The following is a 17,866-nucleotide window of genomic DNA, read 5'->3' on the forward strand; positions in this document are numbered from 1 at the left end:
AAACACCTCATTTTCCCTAGGTAAATTATAACATTTCAAGCGGTGCAATTGATAGAAGCAGATTTTTTATTCCCTGATTGTCAAAAGCAATGGTAAGCTTCACATCATTTTGCTCCTTTACTACGTTTATAATGGTCCCCACTCCAAATTTGCTGTGCTTAACCTTACGGCCCATGGAAGCTTCCTCTGCAGTGAGTTTTTTGCTTTCTCTGTTTTCCAGTATATCCTCAAGAGTCTTTAACTGAGGTCTGTTTGCATGGGTATTATTATAATTATTTCTTAAGCTGTGAGGATTATTATATTCCATATAGGAGTTTCCATACTCCCTTGATGAATTTCTCTCAGCCTTTTGTCCGCTTTTGTTTAAATTTTCTTTCAAGTCTGCAGAAATCTCATTTAAGAAATCTGATTGAGCGTAAGCAACGGTCCTTCCAAACACCCTTCTTACCTCTGCAGAACACATATATAATATCTCCTTAGCTCTGGTTATTCCTACGTAACAAAGCCTCCTTGACTCCTCCATCTCCTTAGGATCGTTTAACGAAGCAGTACCTGGGAAAATTCCATTTTCCATCCCAACCATAAATACTACTGGAAATTCCAACCCCTTTGCGCTGTGAACTGTCATAAGCACCACGGAATCAGAGGTTTCATCATAATTATCCACATCGGAAACTAAAGTTACTTTTTCTAAGAAAGCTGAAAGACTTTTATCCTCTGAGCCTTTTTCAAATTCTACTGCAGCAGAAACTAATTCTTTTAAGTTCTCAATCCTGCTTTCATCCTCAGGATTTTTAGATTTATTGAGTTCCTGCATATACCCTGTCTTCTCTAAAATATACTCAATCAGCATAGAAACAGAAAGCTGTTCCTTCATGGTCATAAGATCTTCAGCAAGTTCCACAAAACCGTTAAGGCTGTTTAAGTTCCTGGAGGTCAGTGCCGGAACGCTGTTTATATCCAAAAGGACATTATATAAGCTGTCATCAATAGATACTGCAAAATCCTGAACTTTTGAAACCGTAGCGTCACCTATATTTCTTTTTGGAACGTTTATTATTCTTCTAAGGCTCACCTCATCAGAAGGATTATTGATGAATTTAAGATACGCCATTATATCTTTAATCTCTTTCCTGTCATAGAATTTCAGCCCTCCAATAATCCTGTAGGGTATATCTCTTTTAATAAATATATCTTCAAAAACCCTGGATTGAGCATTTGTCCTGTAGAGTACAGCAAAATCACTGTATTTCTTTTCTTCGCTGTCCAGTAATTTATTTATTTCCCTTGCTACAAATTCTCCTTCTTCCATATCTGAAAAAGCCCTGTATACCTTTATCTTTTCTCCAGCTACATCCTCCGTCCTAAGAACCTTGCTCTTTCTTTCAAGATTATTCTTTATCACGGTATTTGCAGCCTTTAGTATATTTGCTTTAGAGCGGTAATTCTGCTCCAGCTTTATTACTTTTGTATTTGGATAATCTTTTTCAAAATCCAAAATATTTCTTAAATCAGCGCCTCTCCATCCATATATGGACTGATCATCATCCCCCACTACGCAGATGTTTTTATATTTATAGGAAAGGAGCCTTACAAGCTCGTATTGTGCTTTATTGGTGTCCTGATACTCATCCACCATAATATATTTGAATTTTCTCTGATAAAACTCCAAAACATCATCATTTTTCTTAAAAAGTTCTATGGTTTTGCATATTATATCATCAAAGTCTAAGGCATTATTGGACTTAAGCTTCTTTTGATATAAGGAATACACCCCTGCGATTTTATCCTCTCTATAATTGCTTTCATTCATTCTTTTAAACTGCTCTGGGGTAATAAGGTTATCCTTTGCTCTACCTATTTTGCCTATTACTTCGCTATCAGTTATGTCCTTATCATTTATGTTCAGCTCACCCATAACCTGCTTGATTAGAGCCTTTTGATCATAGGTATCATAAATAGTAAAATCCTTTTTATATCCAATCTTATCTATTTCTCTCCTTAATATTCTTACACAGCTGGAGTGAAAGGTAGAAATCCACATATTATCTGCCTCTTCACCTATTAGAGCCCTTACCCTTTCCTTCATTTCACCTGCAGCCTTATTTGTAAAGGTAATAGCTAATATCTGCGAAGGATATATATTCATATTTTTTATCATATGAGCCATTCTATAGGTTAAAACTCTTGTTTTCCCTGAACCGGCTCCTGCCAGTATTAGAAGAGGCCCTTCTGTAGTTGTTGCTGCTTTATACTGTTCTTTATTAAGTAACTTCTCAAGATTCATGAACTCACTCCTCAAAATAATAAGAGAATAATTATATATTAATTATATCAATATCTATAAATTATAGCATAAAAAAAAGCTATTTAATCATATCTCTATTAATATCCCACAAAAAGAAAAGCTTTACATTACAATGTAAAGCTTAACCTGTTATTTTTTCTTTTCTTTCCAATCAATTCTTTCAAATATTAAATTATATCCATCACTACCGTAATTTAACGCCCTGTTTATCCTGGAAATAGTAGCAGTACTTGCACCTGTGGTACTTGCTATATCCAAATATGTTCTTCTCTGCTTAAGCATTTTTGCAACCTGAAGCCTCTGCTCTAATGCCTTTATCTCATTAATAGTGCATATGTCATCAAAAAACCTATAACATTCCTCACGACTTTTTAAGCTTAAAATTGCGTCAAAAAGGAAGTCCATTTCTTCACTTTCAAGCTTTGATTTATATTCCCCCATAACCTCACTCCCTGATAATCAATATAGTATTATTCTACCACTTAACTGTATATCTTTCTATAATAATTTACATTTTATCCCCATAATCTATAAATTAATTCATAAAAAAAATAAAATGATTTTTTCCATTCATATTTTTTAATTTATATGTCCTTAAATAACAAAGCGCAGCTTTTGGGGAAAGCCGCGCCGCAGGTTAATAAATAAAAAGGGGGCTATTATCCTTCTATTTATCCTTGCATGATTATTATAATTTAAGAGTTTCATAATTTCAAGCTATTTATTCATATAATTAATAAACATATTTTATAAAATGCAATTTTACACTCACTTTATATATATTAATGATAGAAAAACATCATTTTGTTTTAAATTATATGGATTTTAGCATTTCTATTTCTTCAGGTGTTAACTCTCTATATTCCCCTTCTTCTAAATCACCATCTAATTTCAAATCAGCAAAGCTTATTCTTTTTAAATAGACAACCTTTTTTCCTCTGCTTTCAAACATTCTCTTTACCTGATGAAATTTACCCTCTTGAAGCACTACTTCAACCTTGGATCCATTTTCCTCCGCTTCAAGTATTCTAAGCTCCGCAGGGAGGCATTTATATCCGTCATCAAGGATTACACCTGACCTAAAGGCTTCCACATCCTTTTCCTCTACCTTTTTATCTATCTCTGCATAATATACCTTATCAACATGCCACTTTGGAGAGATAAGTCTGTGATTTAATTCTCCATCATTAGTTAAAAGCAGAAGTCCAACTGTATCCTTATCAAGCCTGCCTACAGGAAAGGGATTAAAAATCGAATGGTCCGGATGAAGCAAATCCACTACGGTTTCATCATACTTATCATAGGTTGCAGAAACCACTCCATCAGGCTTATTCATCATGAGGTATATGTACTTCCTGTAATTTACCTCTTCTCCTCCTACGATAATTTTAGACTTTTCAGGGTCTACCTGCAGGGAGGAATCCTTAACCTCAATTCCGTCAATTAAAACCATTCCCTTTTTTATAATACCCTTTATTTCTTTTCTGGAACCATATCCCAGGTTCGACAGTATCTTATCCAATCTCTCCAAAATCTTACTCTCCTTTTTCTTATGATTAATATATTTTATACTATCTCTAAGGCTAATTCTATCATTTTTAAAAAACTGCTCTGTCTTTCTTCTGCTGAAGTTTCTTCATGGGTTATCATTGAATCGCTTACTGTTAGAATGGATAATGCATTAACCCCTTCTCTTGCAGCATTAGTATAAAGCTCTGCGGTTTCCATTTCTATTCCCATAACTCCATACTCTGCCCAAAGCTTCCAATCATCAGGAATATCATTGTAAAATAAATCGCTGGTTAATATGTTTCCTGCCTTAATATCGATATTTATTTCCCTGGCTTTAGTATATGCCCTGTAAACCAGTTCAAAGCTTGCAGTAGGTGCATAGTCCATTCCATTAAACCTCATCCTGTTAACCCCTGAGTTTGTAGATGCACTTAAAGCCAGAAGGGTATCCCTCACCTTGATATTTTCCTGAATGGATCCGCAGGTACCTATTCTTATCAAATTTTTAACTCCATAAAACTTAATAAGCTCGTTTACATAAATAGAAATAGAAGGTATGCCCATTCCCGTTCCCTGAACAGATAACCTTTTGCCTTTATAATATCCTGTAAAGCCCAGCATTCCTCTAACTTCATTGTAGCACACAGTATTATCAAGATACTTTTCCGCTATAAACTTAGCTCTCAGAGGATCACCGGGCAGCAAAATACTTTCAGCAATATCCCCTTTTTTTGCTTCTATATGTGTACTCATATAACCATCTCCTCAACAACATTTATAATAAATACCCTATAAGTATTATAACATTGAAAGACATATATTAGTCATAGAGCCTTAAAGAAAAGCAGTCATCCCTTAAAATTATAAGAGATAACTGCTTTAATAATCTGACTATAGTTTATTTTGAATATTCCCTGTAGTAATTCATTACCTTCTTTACATAATGTTGTGTTTCCTTAGGCATCTTATATACGTCATCTATAGATTTAACGCCTCTTCTTTTAACAGTGCCGGGCCCGGCATTATAAGCCATTAATGACATTTCTATGTCTTTATATCTGTTTAAATATCCTTTAAACTGCTTTATTCCGCCTCTTATGTTGTCTTCTATATCAAAAGGATCCTTCACCCCGTCCTCAACGCAGTTTTCAGGCATAAGCTGCATCAGCCCCATAGCTCCGGCTTTTGAAACAGAGTTAGGATTATAATTGGATTCCTGCTTGATAATTGCATGTATAAGCTTGCTGTCTACATCATACTCTTTGGAATATTTATCTACAGCCCTGTTTATAATCTCCATTTTTTCAGAGGAATTTTTATTTATTACTGCACCGGGCTTATACGCAGCCCCCTTTAATTCATCTGTTTTTTCCTGATTTTTAATATTAATAGGAAGACTATTAAGGTTTTCTCCTCTGGAATTTGAATGAGAATCGAAAATATTAAAATTATCATTTTGTGATGACGACTTAATCAATGCCTCCAGCACAAGGTCAAAGGCAGGACCGTCACCTAAAGATTTTTTCATAAAGGAAGATAATATTTGAAGTCCTAATATCTGCTCAGGCTTATTAACGTTCATCAGTACACCACCTTAAAAACTATTACCCTTAATTATCGTTTAGTTTATTATTTAATTAACCTCAAATTCAAATATATCATAATCTTCATATGCAGCCTTTTTATAAAAGCTTCTGCTTAATACCAAAACTTTGTATACCCCTTTCAAAAAGGGGATTAAGGTATAATAGTTTTTCCTGCTGTATTTCTGCATTAATTTCCATTCACTGTTTTCCATAAGGTAAAATTCATAGCATACTTCCTTGCCCCCTTCACTTTGTACCACAAAGGAAATCTCTTCATTTTTCTGGACTTTTACTTTACTGCTTTTTATTTTAGTACCGGTAACAGGAAGAGCTTCATGTATATATAGCTTGACCTCTTTTTTATCATCAAAGCACTCTCTGCACTGCAGATTCTTAGAATATATTGAAATACTGTATTTTCCGCTTACCTTAGGAGTAAATTTAAACCTTTTGCTTTTAATGAACTGAGTTTCTTCCACCAGATGGTCATTTATGCTTATAGAATATTTTATAAGGGTTTCTTGTGTATTCTTTGTAATAACTTCAATTTCTATATCATCCTCCACCATATAATATTCCTTTGAAGGTATGAGTACATAATCTATTGAAGCTTTTATATAGTCCTTTACATTGAAATATAAAAAAGTATGGCTGTCATAATCCTTATTGGAATATTTATCCTTAACCCTTATCTCCATTTGGTATTCCCCAGATTCCTTAGGAATGAAATTCACCCAGTTAGCACTGCCAAATCCCATCCTTTCAATTTCTTCCATACCCTTATAAACTAAAAAGGAATACCTTAATTCAGTGCCTCCCTCAGCCACTACAGTAATATTTATAGGTTTATTTTTTATATAATCCCTTTCCCTGCTAAGAGCCACTTCTTTTATTTTTACTGATTTTACAGCCTTCTCAGCTATTACATACTCCAGGCTGCTTGAAGCTTCATATTCTCCAGGGCAGCTTTCATCCTTGACATATAGTGTAACTTTATAGTCCCCGGGATGCTCAGCCTTCCAAATATAGCTGTTATTTCTTATATATCCGCTGTCTTCACCGTGATTTCCTTCTATTTTATACTTGTATAATAAATTTCTGCCTCCGGAAACCAGAGCCTTTAAAAGTATTTTAGTTCCTGTAGCTTGAGGAGAAATGAAGTCTGTGGTAAAGCTATTAATAACTATAGGATTATAGGGTTTAACATCGTAAAACATTATAGCTCTATCGTCATATTCTTCTAATGAATACATATCCTTTACAAAGCATAAGAGCTTATAACTTCCAGGTTTTTTTTCTCTGAAGGAAACCATCCTTTTGGTGGAATAATCCTGAATGCATAATGCTTTTCCCACTGGATCTATCTTAATGAATTTATAAAGCACCATCCTGCTGTCTTCCTGCTTAGATTCTACCTGAAATACAAGTTCTTCCTCTGTAAGAAGTTCTGAAGTAAGACATTTAAAATCCGTTATTTCAGCCTTTTCAATTTCAGATACCAGAAAGCTAACGGTTTTAAAGTCATCAAAATTATTCTTAGATTCAATGGTCTTACACTCTACTAGTATTTCATGCTTTCCAGGTTCATTTGCAGTGAATATAAATTCATTTTCACTGGTATAATCCTTAATAAGCTCCCATCCATCCCTTCCGCTTATCCAATATTTATACATAACAGGCTTAACGGAGGTTTCCACTAAAACATTTATTTTTTCCCCTTGAAGAAGCTCTCTTCTGTCCATAAACACATTCTGGATTAGATTTTCTTCTATACTTCCTATAATATAGTCAAATTTAGCAGCAGCATCAAAGGGCTTTTTGCTGTTAATATCTCTTCCCTGAACCATTATGGTATATTTCCCGTCCTCCTGAGGCTTCCATAAGCAAAAGCTGTCTTTACTGAAGTCTTGAATAGTTGTCCATATTCCATCTATACCGGCATTGAATTTATATAGATAATCAGCTTCTGAATTAACAACAGACAACTCAATTTCGCTGCCTTCTTTCTGAGGGCTTTCCCTGTTTAAAATAATTTCTAATTCTTTCATCCCTTTTTCCCCTCTTTTCCATAGTATTTACCAAGTTAATTATACTATATTACCATTATTTGTAACAATATATATAAATAAATTGTACTAAATTTTAAATCTTTTAAAAAATAAGTACATAAAACCAGCCTGAGAAATTATATTAATTTCTCAGGCTGGTTTTAATTATTTATAGCTTTTTCTATTAAAAGCTTCAAGTTCTTATATAACCTGTCATCATCTTCACTACTTCTTTTTTTAACAGATGAGGTTCGTCCGCCTGCCCTTCTGGTTTTCTGAGACAGATGCCTTTCAAAAAGAAGTCTGTCGATATTATCTTCACTATAAATATAACCTTTTGGACCTATAGCATAGGCACCTTTTCCCAAAGCCATAGCAGCTACTCCAAAATCCTGAGTTACTACTATATCCTTTTTTCCGCAGAGATTTATAAGATACATATCCACGCTTTGAAAACCGCTGTCCACATACACTATTCTGCTATAATCACTTTGAAGGGAATGATTTAAATCACATATCATTACAACTTCTATATTATGGCTCATTGCAGCTTTTTCTATTATATTTCTTCCAGGACAGGCATCTGCGTCCACCAGTATTTTCATTTTACAATCTCTTTTCCAGTTCTGATTTCATATCTTCATAACCTTGTTTTCCAAGCAGTGCAAACATATTCTTTTTATAAGCCTCAACTCCCGGCTGGTCAAAGGGATTTATTCCTAAAAGATATCCGCTTACAGCACAGGCTTTTTCAAAGAAATAAACCATGTACCCAAAATAGTATGGGGTTAGTTCAGGTACATTTATTATTATGTTAGGAACCTCGCCATCATTATGAGCAAGTACTGTACCCTGGAAAGCTTTCTTATTCACAAAATCCATGCTCTTCCCTGCAAGGAAATTCAATCCGTCTATATTTTCTCTGCTTTCTTCTATTATTATTTCTTTTCTTGGTTTTTCAACGTTAATAACAGTTTCAAATAAATTTCTAAGCCCCTCTTGAATATACTGTCCCATGGAATGCAGATCCGTTGAAAAATCTACAGCTGCAGGGAATATCCCCCTGTTATCCTTACCTTCGCTTTCTCCGTAAAGCTGCTTCCACCATTCTCCGAAGTAATGCAGGGAAGGCTCATAATTAACCATTATTTCAGTGGTTTTTCCTTTTCTGTATAATGCATTTCGTGCCGCAGCATATTTATAGCAGTCATTTTCTTCTATGTTACCCTTTGAATACTCCTCAGAAGCATCCTTAGCTCCCTGCATCATTTCATCTATGTCTATCCCTGCTGCAGCTATTGGAAGAAGTCCTACTGCTGTAAGTACAGAATATCTTCCCCCTACATCATCAGGAATTACAAAGGTTTCATAACCTTCAGCATCTGCAAGAGATTTTAATGCTCCCTTTGATTTATCTGTAGTTGCATATATTCTCTTAACCGCTTCTTCTTTTCCGTATTTCTTCTCAAGGTACTCTTTAAATATTCTAAAAGCAATAGCAGGTTCAGTAGTGGTTCCGGATTTAGATATAACATTGACGCTTATATCCATTCCATCTACCGCTTCAAGGAGATCAGCCATATAGGTTGAACTTATATTATTTCCTGCAAAAAGAATTGCTGGAGCCTTCTTTTTATTCTTTGGAAGCATTGAATAAAAGCTGTGGTTAAGCATTTCCAAAGCAGCTCTTGCTCCTAAATAAGAACCTCCAATACCTATTACTACAAGCACTTCGGAATTGCTTCTTATCCTCTCCGCAGCCTTCTTTATCCTCTGAAACTCATCTTTATCATAATTTGCCGGAAGGTCCAGCCAACCTAGAAAGTCATTACCTGCTCCTTTTTTATTGTGAAGCATATCCTGAGCAGTATTTATCATGTCTTTCATATTTGATATTTCATGCTGCTTAAGATATGGATGTGTTTTAGTTAAATCTAGAGTTATCTTTTCTCTCATTTTTATCCCTCCATGGTACAAATTATTTATAAATAATTATTATATATATTTAACTATTTAAGCCAAACTCTTGTTACAAAAAGCATAACCAATGTTGCAATTATAACAGCAACAAATACCATAGGTAAAAGTATGGTGTATTGAGCTATTACCAGTGCAAGAAGATCTTTAAATCCAATCTTTTCATGTTGAAAATCCTCTGGAAACTCTGGTTTTGGTTCATTGAAATCATCTTTGGGTCTAAAATCAAACAATATTATCACCTCAAGGATATTTTGAATTATAATACTAATTATTATACCACAGCATTTGGCAAAGGTATATTATTGCTGGTATAAAAAAAACCTAAGCGATATATTCCGCTTAGGTTTTTTTATTATTTAACTAAATGGCATGCAACATAATGCTCATTTCCAACATTTTTATATAAAGGAACTTCCTTTTTACATACATCCATTGCATAAGGACATCTTGTATGAAATTTGCAGCCCTTTGGCGGATTAGCAGGACTTGGAATGTCTCCTGATAATATAATCCTCTCTCTCTTAAGTGTTGGGTCAGGTATAGGAACCGCAGACAATAAAGCTTTCGTATATGGATGAAGCGGATTGTCATAAAGTTCATTTTTGGGTGCAAGCTCCACTAAGGAACCTAAATACATAACTCCAACTCTATGGCTTAAATGCTTAACAACGCTTAAGTCATGGGAAATAAAGAGATAAGAGAAGCCCATTTCCTCCTGAAGCTCGCTCATTAAGTTTATTATCTGAGACTGTATAGAAACGTCAAGAGCAGATACAGGTTCATCAGCTACAATAAAACTTGGCTTTAAAACCAGTGCTCTGGCAATACCTATTCTCTGTCTCTGTCCACCGGAGAACTCATGAGGAAATCTTCTTATATGGTAAGGAGCTAGACCGCATCTTTCCATAGTTTCCAAAACTCTATCGGTAACCTCATCCTTTTTGCAAAGATTGTGATCCAGTAAGGACTCTCCAATAATTTCACCAACACTCATTCTTGGATTTAAAGAACTGTAAGGATCCTGAAATATCATCTGCATACGAGGTCTCATTTTTCTAAGCTCTTCTCTTTTCAGCTCAAATATATCCTGCCCTTCGAAATATACATTTCCTGCTGTTTTATCAAATAATCTTAAGATAGCTCTTCCGGTAGTGGACTTACCACATCCGGATTCTCCAACAAGCCCTAAGGTTTCTCCTTTTTTCAATTCAAAGGATACATCATCAACAGCTTTCACATTGCCCACTACCCTAGAGAATACTCCAGCTTTTATAGGAAAGTATTTTTTAAGGTTTTCCACCTTTAATATAACATCTGATTTTTCCATATCCTACTTTCCCTCCTCATAAAGCCAACATGCAACCTTATGTCTTTCATTAACATTAATTAAAGCTGGCTGTTTTTCCTTGCACACCTTCATACACTTATCGCATCTTGTATTAAAGTAGCAGTTATCAGGCATTCCAATAGGATTGGGAACCTGTCCAGGTATTGAATACAATCTGTTTCCTGTATCCTTATTCAGTATTGGTTTAGATTTCAATAAACCTACTGTATAAGGATGAAGTGGATTTTTAAATAATTCCTCCACAGGAGCTTCTTCAATTACTTTACCGGCATACATAACCACAACATAATCTGCCATTTCAGCAACAACCCCTAAATCATGGGTTATCAATAATATTGAGGTATTCAGCTTTTTCTTAATATCTCTCATCAAATCCAGTATCTGAGCCTGGATAGTAACATCTAATGCTGTAGTAGGCTCATCAGCTATTAAAAGCTTAGGATTACAGGATACAGCCATAGCAATCATTATCCTCTGTCTCATACCGCCGCTAAGTTCATGAGGATAAGACTTCATTATTTCTTCTGCTCTGGGAATTCCGATTATCTTTAATACTTCTATAGCCTTTTTTTCCGCTTCCTGCTTTGAAAGCTTCTGGTGAAGTATAATAGCTTCACAAATCTGATCTCCTACCTTAAATACGGGATTTAAGGAGGTCATTGGCTCCTGAAATATAACAGATACATCATTACCTCTTACATCTCGCATTTCAGCCTCAGTGTATTTAAGAAGGTCTTTTCCTTCAAATAATATTTCTCCACCTTCAATTTTTCCAGGAGGTGTGGGGATCAGCCTCATAAGGGACATAGCTGTAACGGATTTTCCGCAGCCTGACTCTCCAACAACGCATACTGTTTCCCCTTCTTTTATTTTAAAGCTAACATCGTTAACTGCTTTTACTACCCCATCGCTCGTATGGAAGTAGGTTTTTAAATTTTTAAATTCCACTAAATTCTTCGCCATCTTCTCTACCTCCTATACTTTCAACTTAGGATCTAGAGCATCTCTTAATCCGTCACCAAAAAGGTTTATAGACATAACTGTTAAGAATATACATAAACCTGGTGGTATCCACAACCAAGGCAGATACTGAAGTGCGTATTGATCATTAACGACCTGTATCATATTACCCCAGGTTGGTGTAGGTGGTGTAACTCCAAGACCTAAGAAGCTTAAGCTTGATTCAGTTAATATTGCTCCCCCTATACCTAAAGTTGCACTTACTATTATTGATGCAAAGGTATTTGGCAATAAGTGAGCAAACATCTTTCTTCTATCTTTTAATCCAAGAGCTTCTGCTGCCTGCATAAATTCCTGTTCTCTCAAGGAAAGTATCTGTCCTCTTACAAGACGGCAAATAGTAGGCCAGCTTAAAAGCCCTATAATAAACATTACAGCAAATATCCTTTTATCCGGTGCCACTGCAAGGTCTGACATAACAGCACCAAGCATTATCAAGAGCGGAAGGAAAGGAAAACATAAGAATATATCAACTATTCTCATTATTATAGCATCAACTACACCTCCGTAGTGTCCTGCCAAAACACCTAAAACACTGCCTATGACAACCTCAATGGTTACAGCCACAAGGCCAACAAGAAGTGAAATTCTTCCTGCCTGCATAAGTCTTGCAAGCACGTCTCTTCCTAAGTTATCAGTTCCCAATATATGAAGAGAAGATGGGGGCTGCTCTATGTTAAGAAAATCCAAATGGTTCATATCATAGGGATATAATAATGGTCCCACAAATGATGCTACAGTAAGAAACAGTATTATAAAAAGTCCTGTCATAGCAAGCTTGTTCTTTTTAAGCCTTCTCCAGGCAACACGCCAAGGGCTCTCTATTTTTTCTTTTTTTGAAGCAACCTGTGTATTTATTTCGTTCATCACCGCACCCCCTACTTAAGTCTTATTCTTGGGTCAACTAAAGCATATGCTACGTCTGCTACAAGATTACCTACAAGCGTTAATAAGGCAAGCAGCATATTAGTTCCCATGAGTAGATAGTAATCCCTGCCGTTAACGGCATTGATTTGAACAGGTCCTATACCAGGCCAGTTAAAAATTGTCTCTGTAAGTACTGCACCTGAAAACAATCCTGGTATGGAAAAACCAAGCAGAGTTATAACCGGAATTAAAGCATTCCTAAGTGCGTGTTTATATATAACCACCTTTTCTTTAAGACCTTTAGCTCTGGCTGTTCTTATATAATCCTGTCTGATAACCTCAAGCATACTGGAACGAGTGTATCTCATCCAGCTTCCAACACTCCCCAAAGTTAAAACCGTTAATGGTAATAACATATGTTTAGTCTGATCAAGGAATTTTGCAAAACCGGTAAAACTAGATCCCGGAGTTTCCATTCCCGATACCGGAAGCACCCGAAGGTCAACAGCCAGAAATTTAATGAGCAGCAGTCCAAAGAAGAAGGACGGCATTGAAATACCAATAAGTGCAAAAACCGTAAAGAAACTGTCAAAGCCTGAATATTGTTTTGTTGCAGATACTATTCCTATGGGAACCGCAATAAGCACTCCCAAAACCAAGGAAGTAAGTGCTAGTTTAAAGGAATTAGGTATATAATCCTTCATTACCGAGCTAACGCTCTTTTTGTAATAGAAAGATTCCCCTAAATCACCATGTACTATTCCTTTAGCCCAATAATAATACTGAACGTATTTAGGCTGGTCTAAATGCATTTGAGCTCTCAGCTCTGCTTTTCTCTCAGCACTCATATGCGGATCTAAATTGGATGAAATAGCATCTCCTGGTGCTAAAGCAAAGATTAAGAAAATTACCAAAGAAATTCCTACAAGAGTAGGAATTAACTGCAGAAATCTTCTAATTAGATATTGTCTCATCGTACCCCCCCTATTTTTTAAGTATGCCCGGAATTTCTCCGGGCACTTTTATTTATATGTATCTAAGTTGTTATTGCCGTAACCCTTATTTACAGTAATATTTTATAAAAAATAGCTGTAAATACTTCAGGCTTTTAAAAATTTGAATTACAGCAAAAAACTTCTTATTCAGGTTAATAAAAAAGCTTGGACCATTATCCCAAATAATACAGTATTATTTTATTAATCTTTATCTTAATACGGTAATATTTTCATAGTCAGCAGCAGTATGAATTAATATTTTGTTAAGTAACAGTATAATACAGTATAGTAATAATAAGCTAATTATATGTCAAGGCTCTGTTTACAAGTTATAAAAAAAATGTGCGGAATTAACTATATTTTAGTCTTTTTCCCACAGTTAGATAAATGCTATATTTTTACTATATCTTTAAAGTTCTTCTGGAATTTCCAACTTTTATTTGAATTATATATATTTGTATTATATATCTTAACAATTAATTTGTAAATACATTTATTTATTAACAACTTAGCAATTTAACTGAAAATTTATAGGGTTTCCTTTAACGATTTTTTAATAATTTAAGTCCTTTTCTTTAAATGTGGTAAATATATCCCGTATAAAATTTACAGTTTATTCAATAAATTGATAAATTATCAATGAAAACATTTACTTAAGTTTTTTCGCTAAAATAATTTTAATAGTTACATCTTTCGTAGTTTTATATTTTCTACCAAGTCTGGTCTTCTCATTATTTCTAACCTAAACACACTCTATTCCATGTCTTATAGATGCTTAAAACAAAAAAACAGCCCCTAAGCCGTGAAAAATCATCTGACTTATAGGGCTGTTTTCTCCACTGTTACGCAGCTAATATCAATTTAATATCAAAAAGGGATATATAAGCCGAAAACTCAGTTTATATACTTAAGACTTTAGTTATATCATTCCCACTCAATTGTAGCTGGTGGTTTGCTGGTAATGTCATAAACCACTCTATTTACATTATTAACTTCATTTACAATTCTTGAAGATGCCTTTTCTAAAACCTCAAAAGGTATATGAGCCCAGTTAGAGGTCATACCATCAGAGCTGGTTACTGCTCTTAAGGCTATGGTATGGGAATAAGTTCTTTCATCTCCCATAACTCCTACAGAACGTATATCAGGAAGTACTGCAAAGTACTGCCATATAGCTCCATCCAAGCCTGCCTTGGCAATTTCATCTCTGAAGATAAAGTCAGCTTCTCTTGTAATTTCAAGCTTTTCTTCTGTTATTTCTCCAAGGACTCTGATAGCTAAACCCGGTCCCGGGAATGGCTGTCTCCATACAAGATCATGAGGGATACCCAGTTCTTCTCCAACTTCTCTCACTTCATCCTTGAACAGCTCTCTAAGAGGTTCTATAAGCTTAAATTGAAGGTCCTCAGGAAGTCCTCCTACATTGTGGTGGCTTTTGATAACCGCTGAGGTTCCTGTACCGCTTTCTACTACATCGGGATATATGGTTCCCTGTACAAGGAAGGAGATTTCTCCTAGTTTTCCTGCTTCTTCTTCAAATACTCTTATGAATTCTTCTCCAATAATCTTCCTCTTTCTTTCAGGGTCTTCTACCCCTTTAAGCTTTGAAAGAAATCTTTCCTTGGCGTTGACTCTTATTAAGTTCATATCAAACTGCTCTTTAAATATCTTTTCTACAGTATCTCCTTCATCCTTTCTGAGAAGGCCGTGGTCCACGAATATGCAGGTAAGCTGCTTGCCTACTGCCTTGTGAACCATAACTGCAGCAACGGAGGAATCCACCCCTCCGGATAAAGCGCAGATAAGCTTTTTATCTCCAACAATTTCCTTTATCTCTCTAATTTTTTCTTCTGCAAAGGAAGCCATGGTCCAATCCTTACTTAAACCGCACACCTTGTATACAAAGTTTTCAAGCATCTTTTTACCAAAAGGAGTGTGTTCAACCTCAGGGTGAAACTGAACTCCATAAAGCTTTTTACTTTCATTGCTAACCGCCGCAGCAGGGCATTGATCTGTGTGAGCTATTATGTCAAAGCCTTCAGGAACCGCTTCTACGTAATCTGTATGGCTCATCCAGCATACTTCATTTTCCTTCATACCATTAAATAAGGGACTTGTATTTTTCAAGTTGATCTGTGTTTTTCCATATTCCTTTACTGAAGCTGAGGCAACTCTTCCTCCCAAAGTATGAGCCATGAGCTGAACCCCGTAGCATATGCCAAGTACAGGCACTCCTAATTCAAATATCTCACCATCAATCTTTGGTGCATTTTCTCCATAAACGCTGTTAGGGCCCCCAGTGAATATTATACCCTGAGGTTTCTTATCTTTTATTTTTTCTAAAGGTATTGTGTAAGGAAGTATTTCGCAATATACTCCAAGCTCTCTTACCCTACGGGCTATAAGCTGATTATACTGACCGCCAAAATCTATAATTAAAACAAGTTTTTTTCCATCTTATCCTCCAAGGAAACAAATTTTAAGGTACTGTTTTAGTTTTATTAACCTCTGTCTACGCTGTAATTAGGAGATTCTTTTGTAATATAAATATCATGAGGATGGCTTTCCTTTAATCCTGCTGAAGTTTGAACCACAAAATTTGCATTTTCATATAAATCCTTTAAAGTAGCAGCTCCAAGATAACCCATTCCGGACCTTATGCCTCCTATGATCTGAAATATAGTATCTGCCACGTAGCCTTTATAAGCAACTCTTCCTTCTACTCCTTCAGGAACCAGCTTTTTGTTTCCTTCCTGGAAGTACCTGTCCTTGCTTCCTGCAGCCATAGCAGCCAAAGAGCCCATTCCTCTATATACTTTGTAGCTTCTTCCCTGATATATCTCCACATCTCCAGGTGATTCTTCACATCCTGCAAGAAGTGACCCCATCATAACTACCTTTGCTCCAGCAGCTAAAGACTTAACCACATCTCCGGAATATTTTATACCTCCATCAGCAATAACAGGTATGCCATGCTTTTCAGCGGCCTCTACACAGTCCATTACCGCAGTAAGCTGAGGAACTCCCACCCCTGCTACCACTCTAGTAGTGCATATAGATCCAGGACCGATTCCAACTTTTATGCAATCTGCTCCAGCATGAATTAAATCCTCTACAGCTTGAGGTGTTGCAACATTTCCTGCAATTATTTGTATTTCTGGATATTTTTCTTTTATTTTTTTCACTGCTTCCATAACGCCTTTAGAATGACCGTGTGCAGTATCTAAAGTTATAACATCCACCTGCGCCTTAACTAAAGCGTCAACCCTGTCCATTAAATCCATGGTTATCCCTACCGCTGCTCCAACTAAAAGTCTTCCTTTTGAGTCTTTAGCAGCATTAGGAAACACCTTCGCCTTCTCAATATCTTTAATTGTTATTAATCCTCTTAAATTATAATCTTCATCTACTAGAGGAAGCTTTTCAATTTTGTGCTTCTTTAATATTTCCTTAGCTTCATCCATAGTAGTTCCTTCTGGTGCAGTGATTAAATTTTCACTGGTCATAACTTCTTTAATCTTTCTGCTGTAGTCTGTTTCAAATAATATATCCCTGTTAGTAACAATCCCTACAAGTTTTCCATCCTTAGTTATTGGAACTCCTGAGATTCTATACTGGCTCATGAGCTTTAATGCATCCTCCAGCTTATGATCTTCAGATAAATAAAAAGGATCGGTGATTACTCCATTTTCCTGCCTTTTAACCCTGTCCACTTCTAATGCCTGAGCTTCAATGCTCATATTTTTATGTATTATACCAATGCCGCCCTCTCTTGCCATTGCAATAGCCATCTTAGATTCAGTAACGGTATCCATTCCTGCACTCATGATTGGAATATTAAGCTTAATCTTCTTAGTTAAATAAGTATTTAAATTTACATCCTTAGGTAAAACCTCTGACTTATTTGGAACTAAAAGTACATCGTCAAAAGTATAAGCTGTCTTTAAAATGCGTGCCATAAAATCATCCTTTCAAAATAGTGAATTATTTCTTTCATAAATAACTAAAAAATATAGTATTTAAATGTATATCCCTAAAAATTGATAAAATAAAAGACATATTGCATCCTCTATAAGTGAAACAATATGTCTTAATCAGCATATTAAAGTTTCACCCATAGTCGGAAATTAACGGTTTCCGGTAGAGACTCCCTGCCATATTCAGGGGATATACGAGCGTTAAAGTTACTATTAAATTAAAAA

Annotated in this window: 15 protein-coding genes and 1 riboswitch; all 15 genes read right to left on the reverse strand. The window is 35.5% G+C overall.

Annotation, left to right across the window (positions count from 1 at the left end; genetic code table 11):
* Positions 1-25 precede the first annotated feature (25 nt).
* The 15 genes from pcrA to guaB all read right to left on the reverse strand — a co-directional run bounded on the left by pcrA (position 26) and on the right by guaB (position 17,623).
* Positions 26-2,287 carry a DNA helicase PcrA gene (gene pcrA / locus TA89_RS08220; RefSeq protein ID WP_040212415.1) on the reverse strand — a complete coding sequence of 754 codons (2,262 nt, stop codon included), beginning with the start codon at positions 2,285-2,287 and terminating at the stop codon, positions 26-28.
* Positions 2,288-2,437: 150 nt separating this feature from the next.
* The gene (locus TA89_RS08225) at positions 2,438-2,749 is read right to left on the reverse strand and encodes a YerC/YecD family TrpR-related protein (RefSeq protein WP_040212417.1); all 312 of its coding nucleotides are present in this window, start codon (positions 2,747-2,749) and stop codon (positions 2,438-2,440) included.
* A 373-nt stretch (positions 2,750-3,122) separates the two neighbouring features.
* Positions 3,123-3,839, reverse strand: a complete 717-nt coding sequence (locus TA89_RS08230) for a pseudouridine synthase (protein WP_040212419.1) — start codon at positions 3,837-3,839, stop codon at positions 3,123-3,125.
* A 35-nt stretch (positions 3,840-3,874) separates the two neighbouring features.
* Complete coding sequence (deoD, locus tag TA89_RS08235; RefSeq protein ID WP_040212422.1) at positions 3,875-4,573, reverse strand: purine-nucleoside phosphorylase; 699 nt, start codon at positions 4,571-4,573, stop codon at positions 3,875-3,877.
* 145 nt (positions 4,574-4,718) lie between these two features.
* Positions 4,719-5,402 (reverse strand): lytic transglycosylase domain-containing protein, encoded by a 684-nt coding sequence (locus TA89_RS08240; protein WP_040212424.1) that lies wholly within the window; start codon positions 5,400-5,402, stop codon positions 4,719-4,721.
* A 51-nt stretch (positions 5,403-5,453) separates the two neighbouring features.
* Positions 5,454-7,454 (reverse strand): triple tyrosine motif-containing protein, encoded by a 2,001-nt coding sequence (locus tag TA89_RS08245; RefSeq protein ID WP_040212426.1) that lies wholly within the window; start codon positions 7,452-7,454, stop codon positions 5,454-5,456.
* A gap of 161 nt (positions 7,455-7,615) precedes the next feature.
* Complete coding sequence (locus TA89_RS08250; RefSeq protein ID WP_040212428.1) at positions 7,616-8,059, reverse strand: YaiI/YqxD family protein; 444 nt, start codon at positions 8,057-8,059, stop codon at positions 7,616-7,618.
* A 1-nt stretch (position 8,060) separates the two neighbouring features.
* Entirely contained in the window at positions 8,061-9,410 is a 1,350-nt protein-coding gene (locus TA89_RS08255) for a glucose-6-phosphate isomerase (RefSeq protein WP_040212430.1), read from the reverse strand.
* A 53-nt stretch (positions 9,411-9,463) separates the two neighbouring features.
* Entirely contained in the window at positions 9,464-9,664 is a 201-nt protein-coding gene (locus tag TA89_RS08260; RefSeq protein WP_040212432.1) for a hypothetical protein, read from the reverse strand.
* 122 nt (positions 9,665-9,786) lie between these two features.
* The gene (locus TA89_RS08265; RefSeq protein WP_040212435.1) at positions 9,787-10,761 is read right to left on the reverse strand and encodes an ABC transporter ATP-binding protein; all 975 of its coding nucleotides are present in this window, start codon (positions 10,759-10,761) and stop codon (positions 9,787-9,789) included.
* Between the two features lie 3 nt (positions 10,762-10,764).
* Positions 10,765-11,745: an ABC transporter ATP-binding protein gene (locus TA89_RS08270; RefSeq protein WP_040212438.1), complete on the reverse strand. Its 981-nt coding sequence runs from the start codon at positions 11,743-11,745 to the stop codon at positions 10,765-10,767.
* A gap of 12 nt (positions 11,746-11,757) precedes the next feature.
* Entirely contained in the window at positions 11,758-12,672 is a 915-nt protein-coding gene (opp4C, locus tag TA89_RS08275) for an oligopeptide ABC transporter permease (RefSeq protein WP_197073441.1), read from the reverse strand.
* An 8-nt stretch (positions 12,673-12,680) separates the two neighbouring features.
* A complete protein-coding gene (locus tag TA89_RS08280) occupies positions 12,681-13,643 on the reverse strand; it encodes an ABC transporter permease (protein WP_040212441.1) in 963 nt (320 codons plus the stop codon).
* 945 nt (positions 13,644-14,588) lie between these two features.
* Positions 14,589-16,100 carry a glutamine-hydrolyzing GMP synthase gene (gene guaA, locus TA89_RS08285; RefSeq protein WP_040212442.1) on the reverse strand — a complete coding sequence of 504 codons (1,512 nt, stop codon included), beginning with the start codon at positions 16,098-16,100 and terminating at the stop codon, positions 14,589-14,591.
* A gap of 65 nt (positions 16,101-16,165) precedes the next feature.
* Positions 16,166-17,623, reverse strand: coding sequence for an IMP dehydrogenase (gene guaB, locus TA89_RS08290; protein WP_040212443.1), 1,458 nt, complete (start codon positions 17,621-17,623; stop codon positions 16,166-16,168).
* 138 nt (positions 17,624-17,761) lie between these two features.
* A riboswitch (purine riboswitch) is annotated at positions 17,762-17,859 on the reverse strand.
* Positions 17,860-17,866 lie beyond the last annotated feature (7 nt).

The organism is Clostridium polynesiense (assembly GCF_000820705.1).
GTDB lineage: Bacteria > Bacillota > Clostridia > Clostridiales > Clostridiaceae > Clostridium_AA > Clostridium_AA polynesiense.

Coding starts and splice junctions, on each gene's coding strand:
- pcrA (WP_040212415.1), bottom strand. CDS start 2,287: ATGAATCTTGAGAAGTTACTTAATAAAGAACAGTATAAAGCAGCAACA.
- TA89_RS08225 (WP_040212417.1), bottom strand. CDS start 2,749: ATGGGGGAATATAAATCAAAGCTTGAAAGTGAAGAAATGGACTTCCTT.
- deoD (WP_040212422.1), bottom strand. CDS start 4,573: ATGAGTACACATATAGAAGCAAAAAAAGGGGATATTGCTGAAAGTATT.
- TA89_RS08240 (WP_040212424.1), bottom strand. CDS start 5,402: ATGAACGTTAATAAGCCTGAGCAGATATTAGGACTTCAAATATTATCT.
- TA89_RS08245 (WP_040212426.1), bottom strand. CDS start 7,454: ATGAAAGAATTAGAAATTATTTTAAACAGGGAAAGCCCTCAGAAAGAA.
- TA89_RS08250 (WP_040212428.1), bottom strand. CDS start 8,059: ATGAAAATACTGGTGGACGCAGATGCCTGTCCTGGAAGAAATATAATA.
- TA89_RS08255 (WP_040212430.1), bottom strand. CDS start 9,410: ATGAGAGAAAAGATAACTCTAGATTTAACTAAAACACATCCATATCTT.
- TA89_RS08265 (WP_040212435.1), bottom strand. CDS start 10,761: ATGGAAAAATCAGATGTTATATTAAAGGTGGAAAACCTTAAAAAATAC.
- TA89_RS08270 (WP_040212438.1), bottom strand. CDS start 11,745: ATGGCGAAGAATTTAGTGGAATTTAAAAATTTAAAAACCTACTTCCAT.
- TA89_RS08280 (WP_040212441.1), bottom strand. CDS start 13,643: ATGAGACAATATCTAATTAGAAGATTTCTGCAGTTAATTCCTACTCTT.
- guaB (WP_040212443.1), bottom strand. CDS start 17,623: ATGGCACGCATTTTAAAGACAGCTTATACTTTTGACGATGTACTTTTA.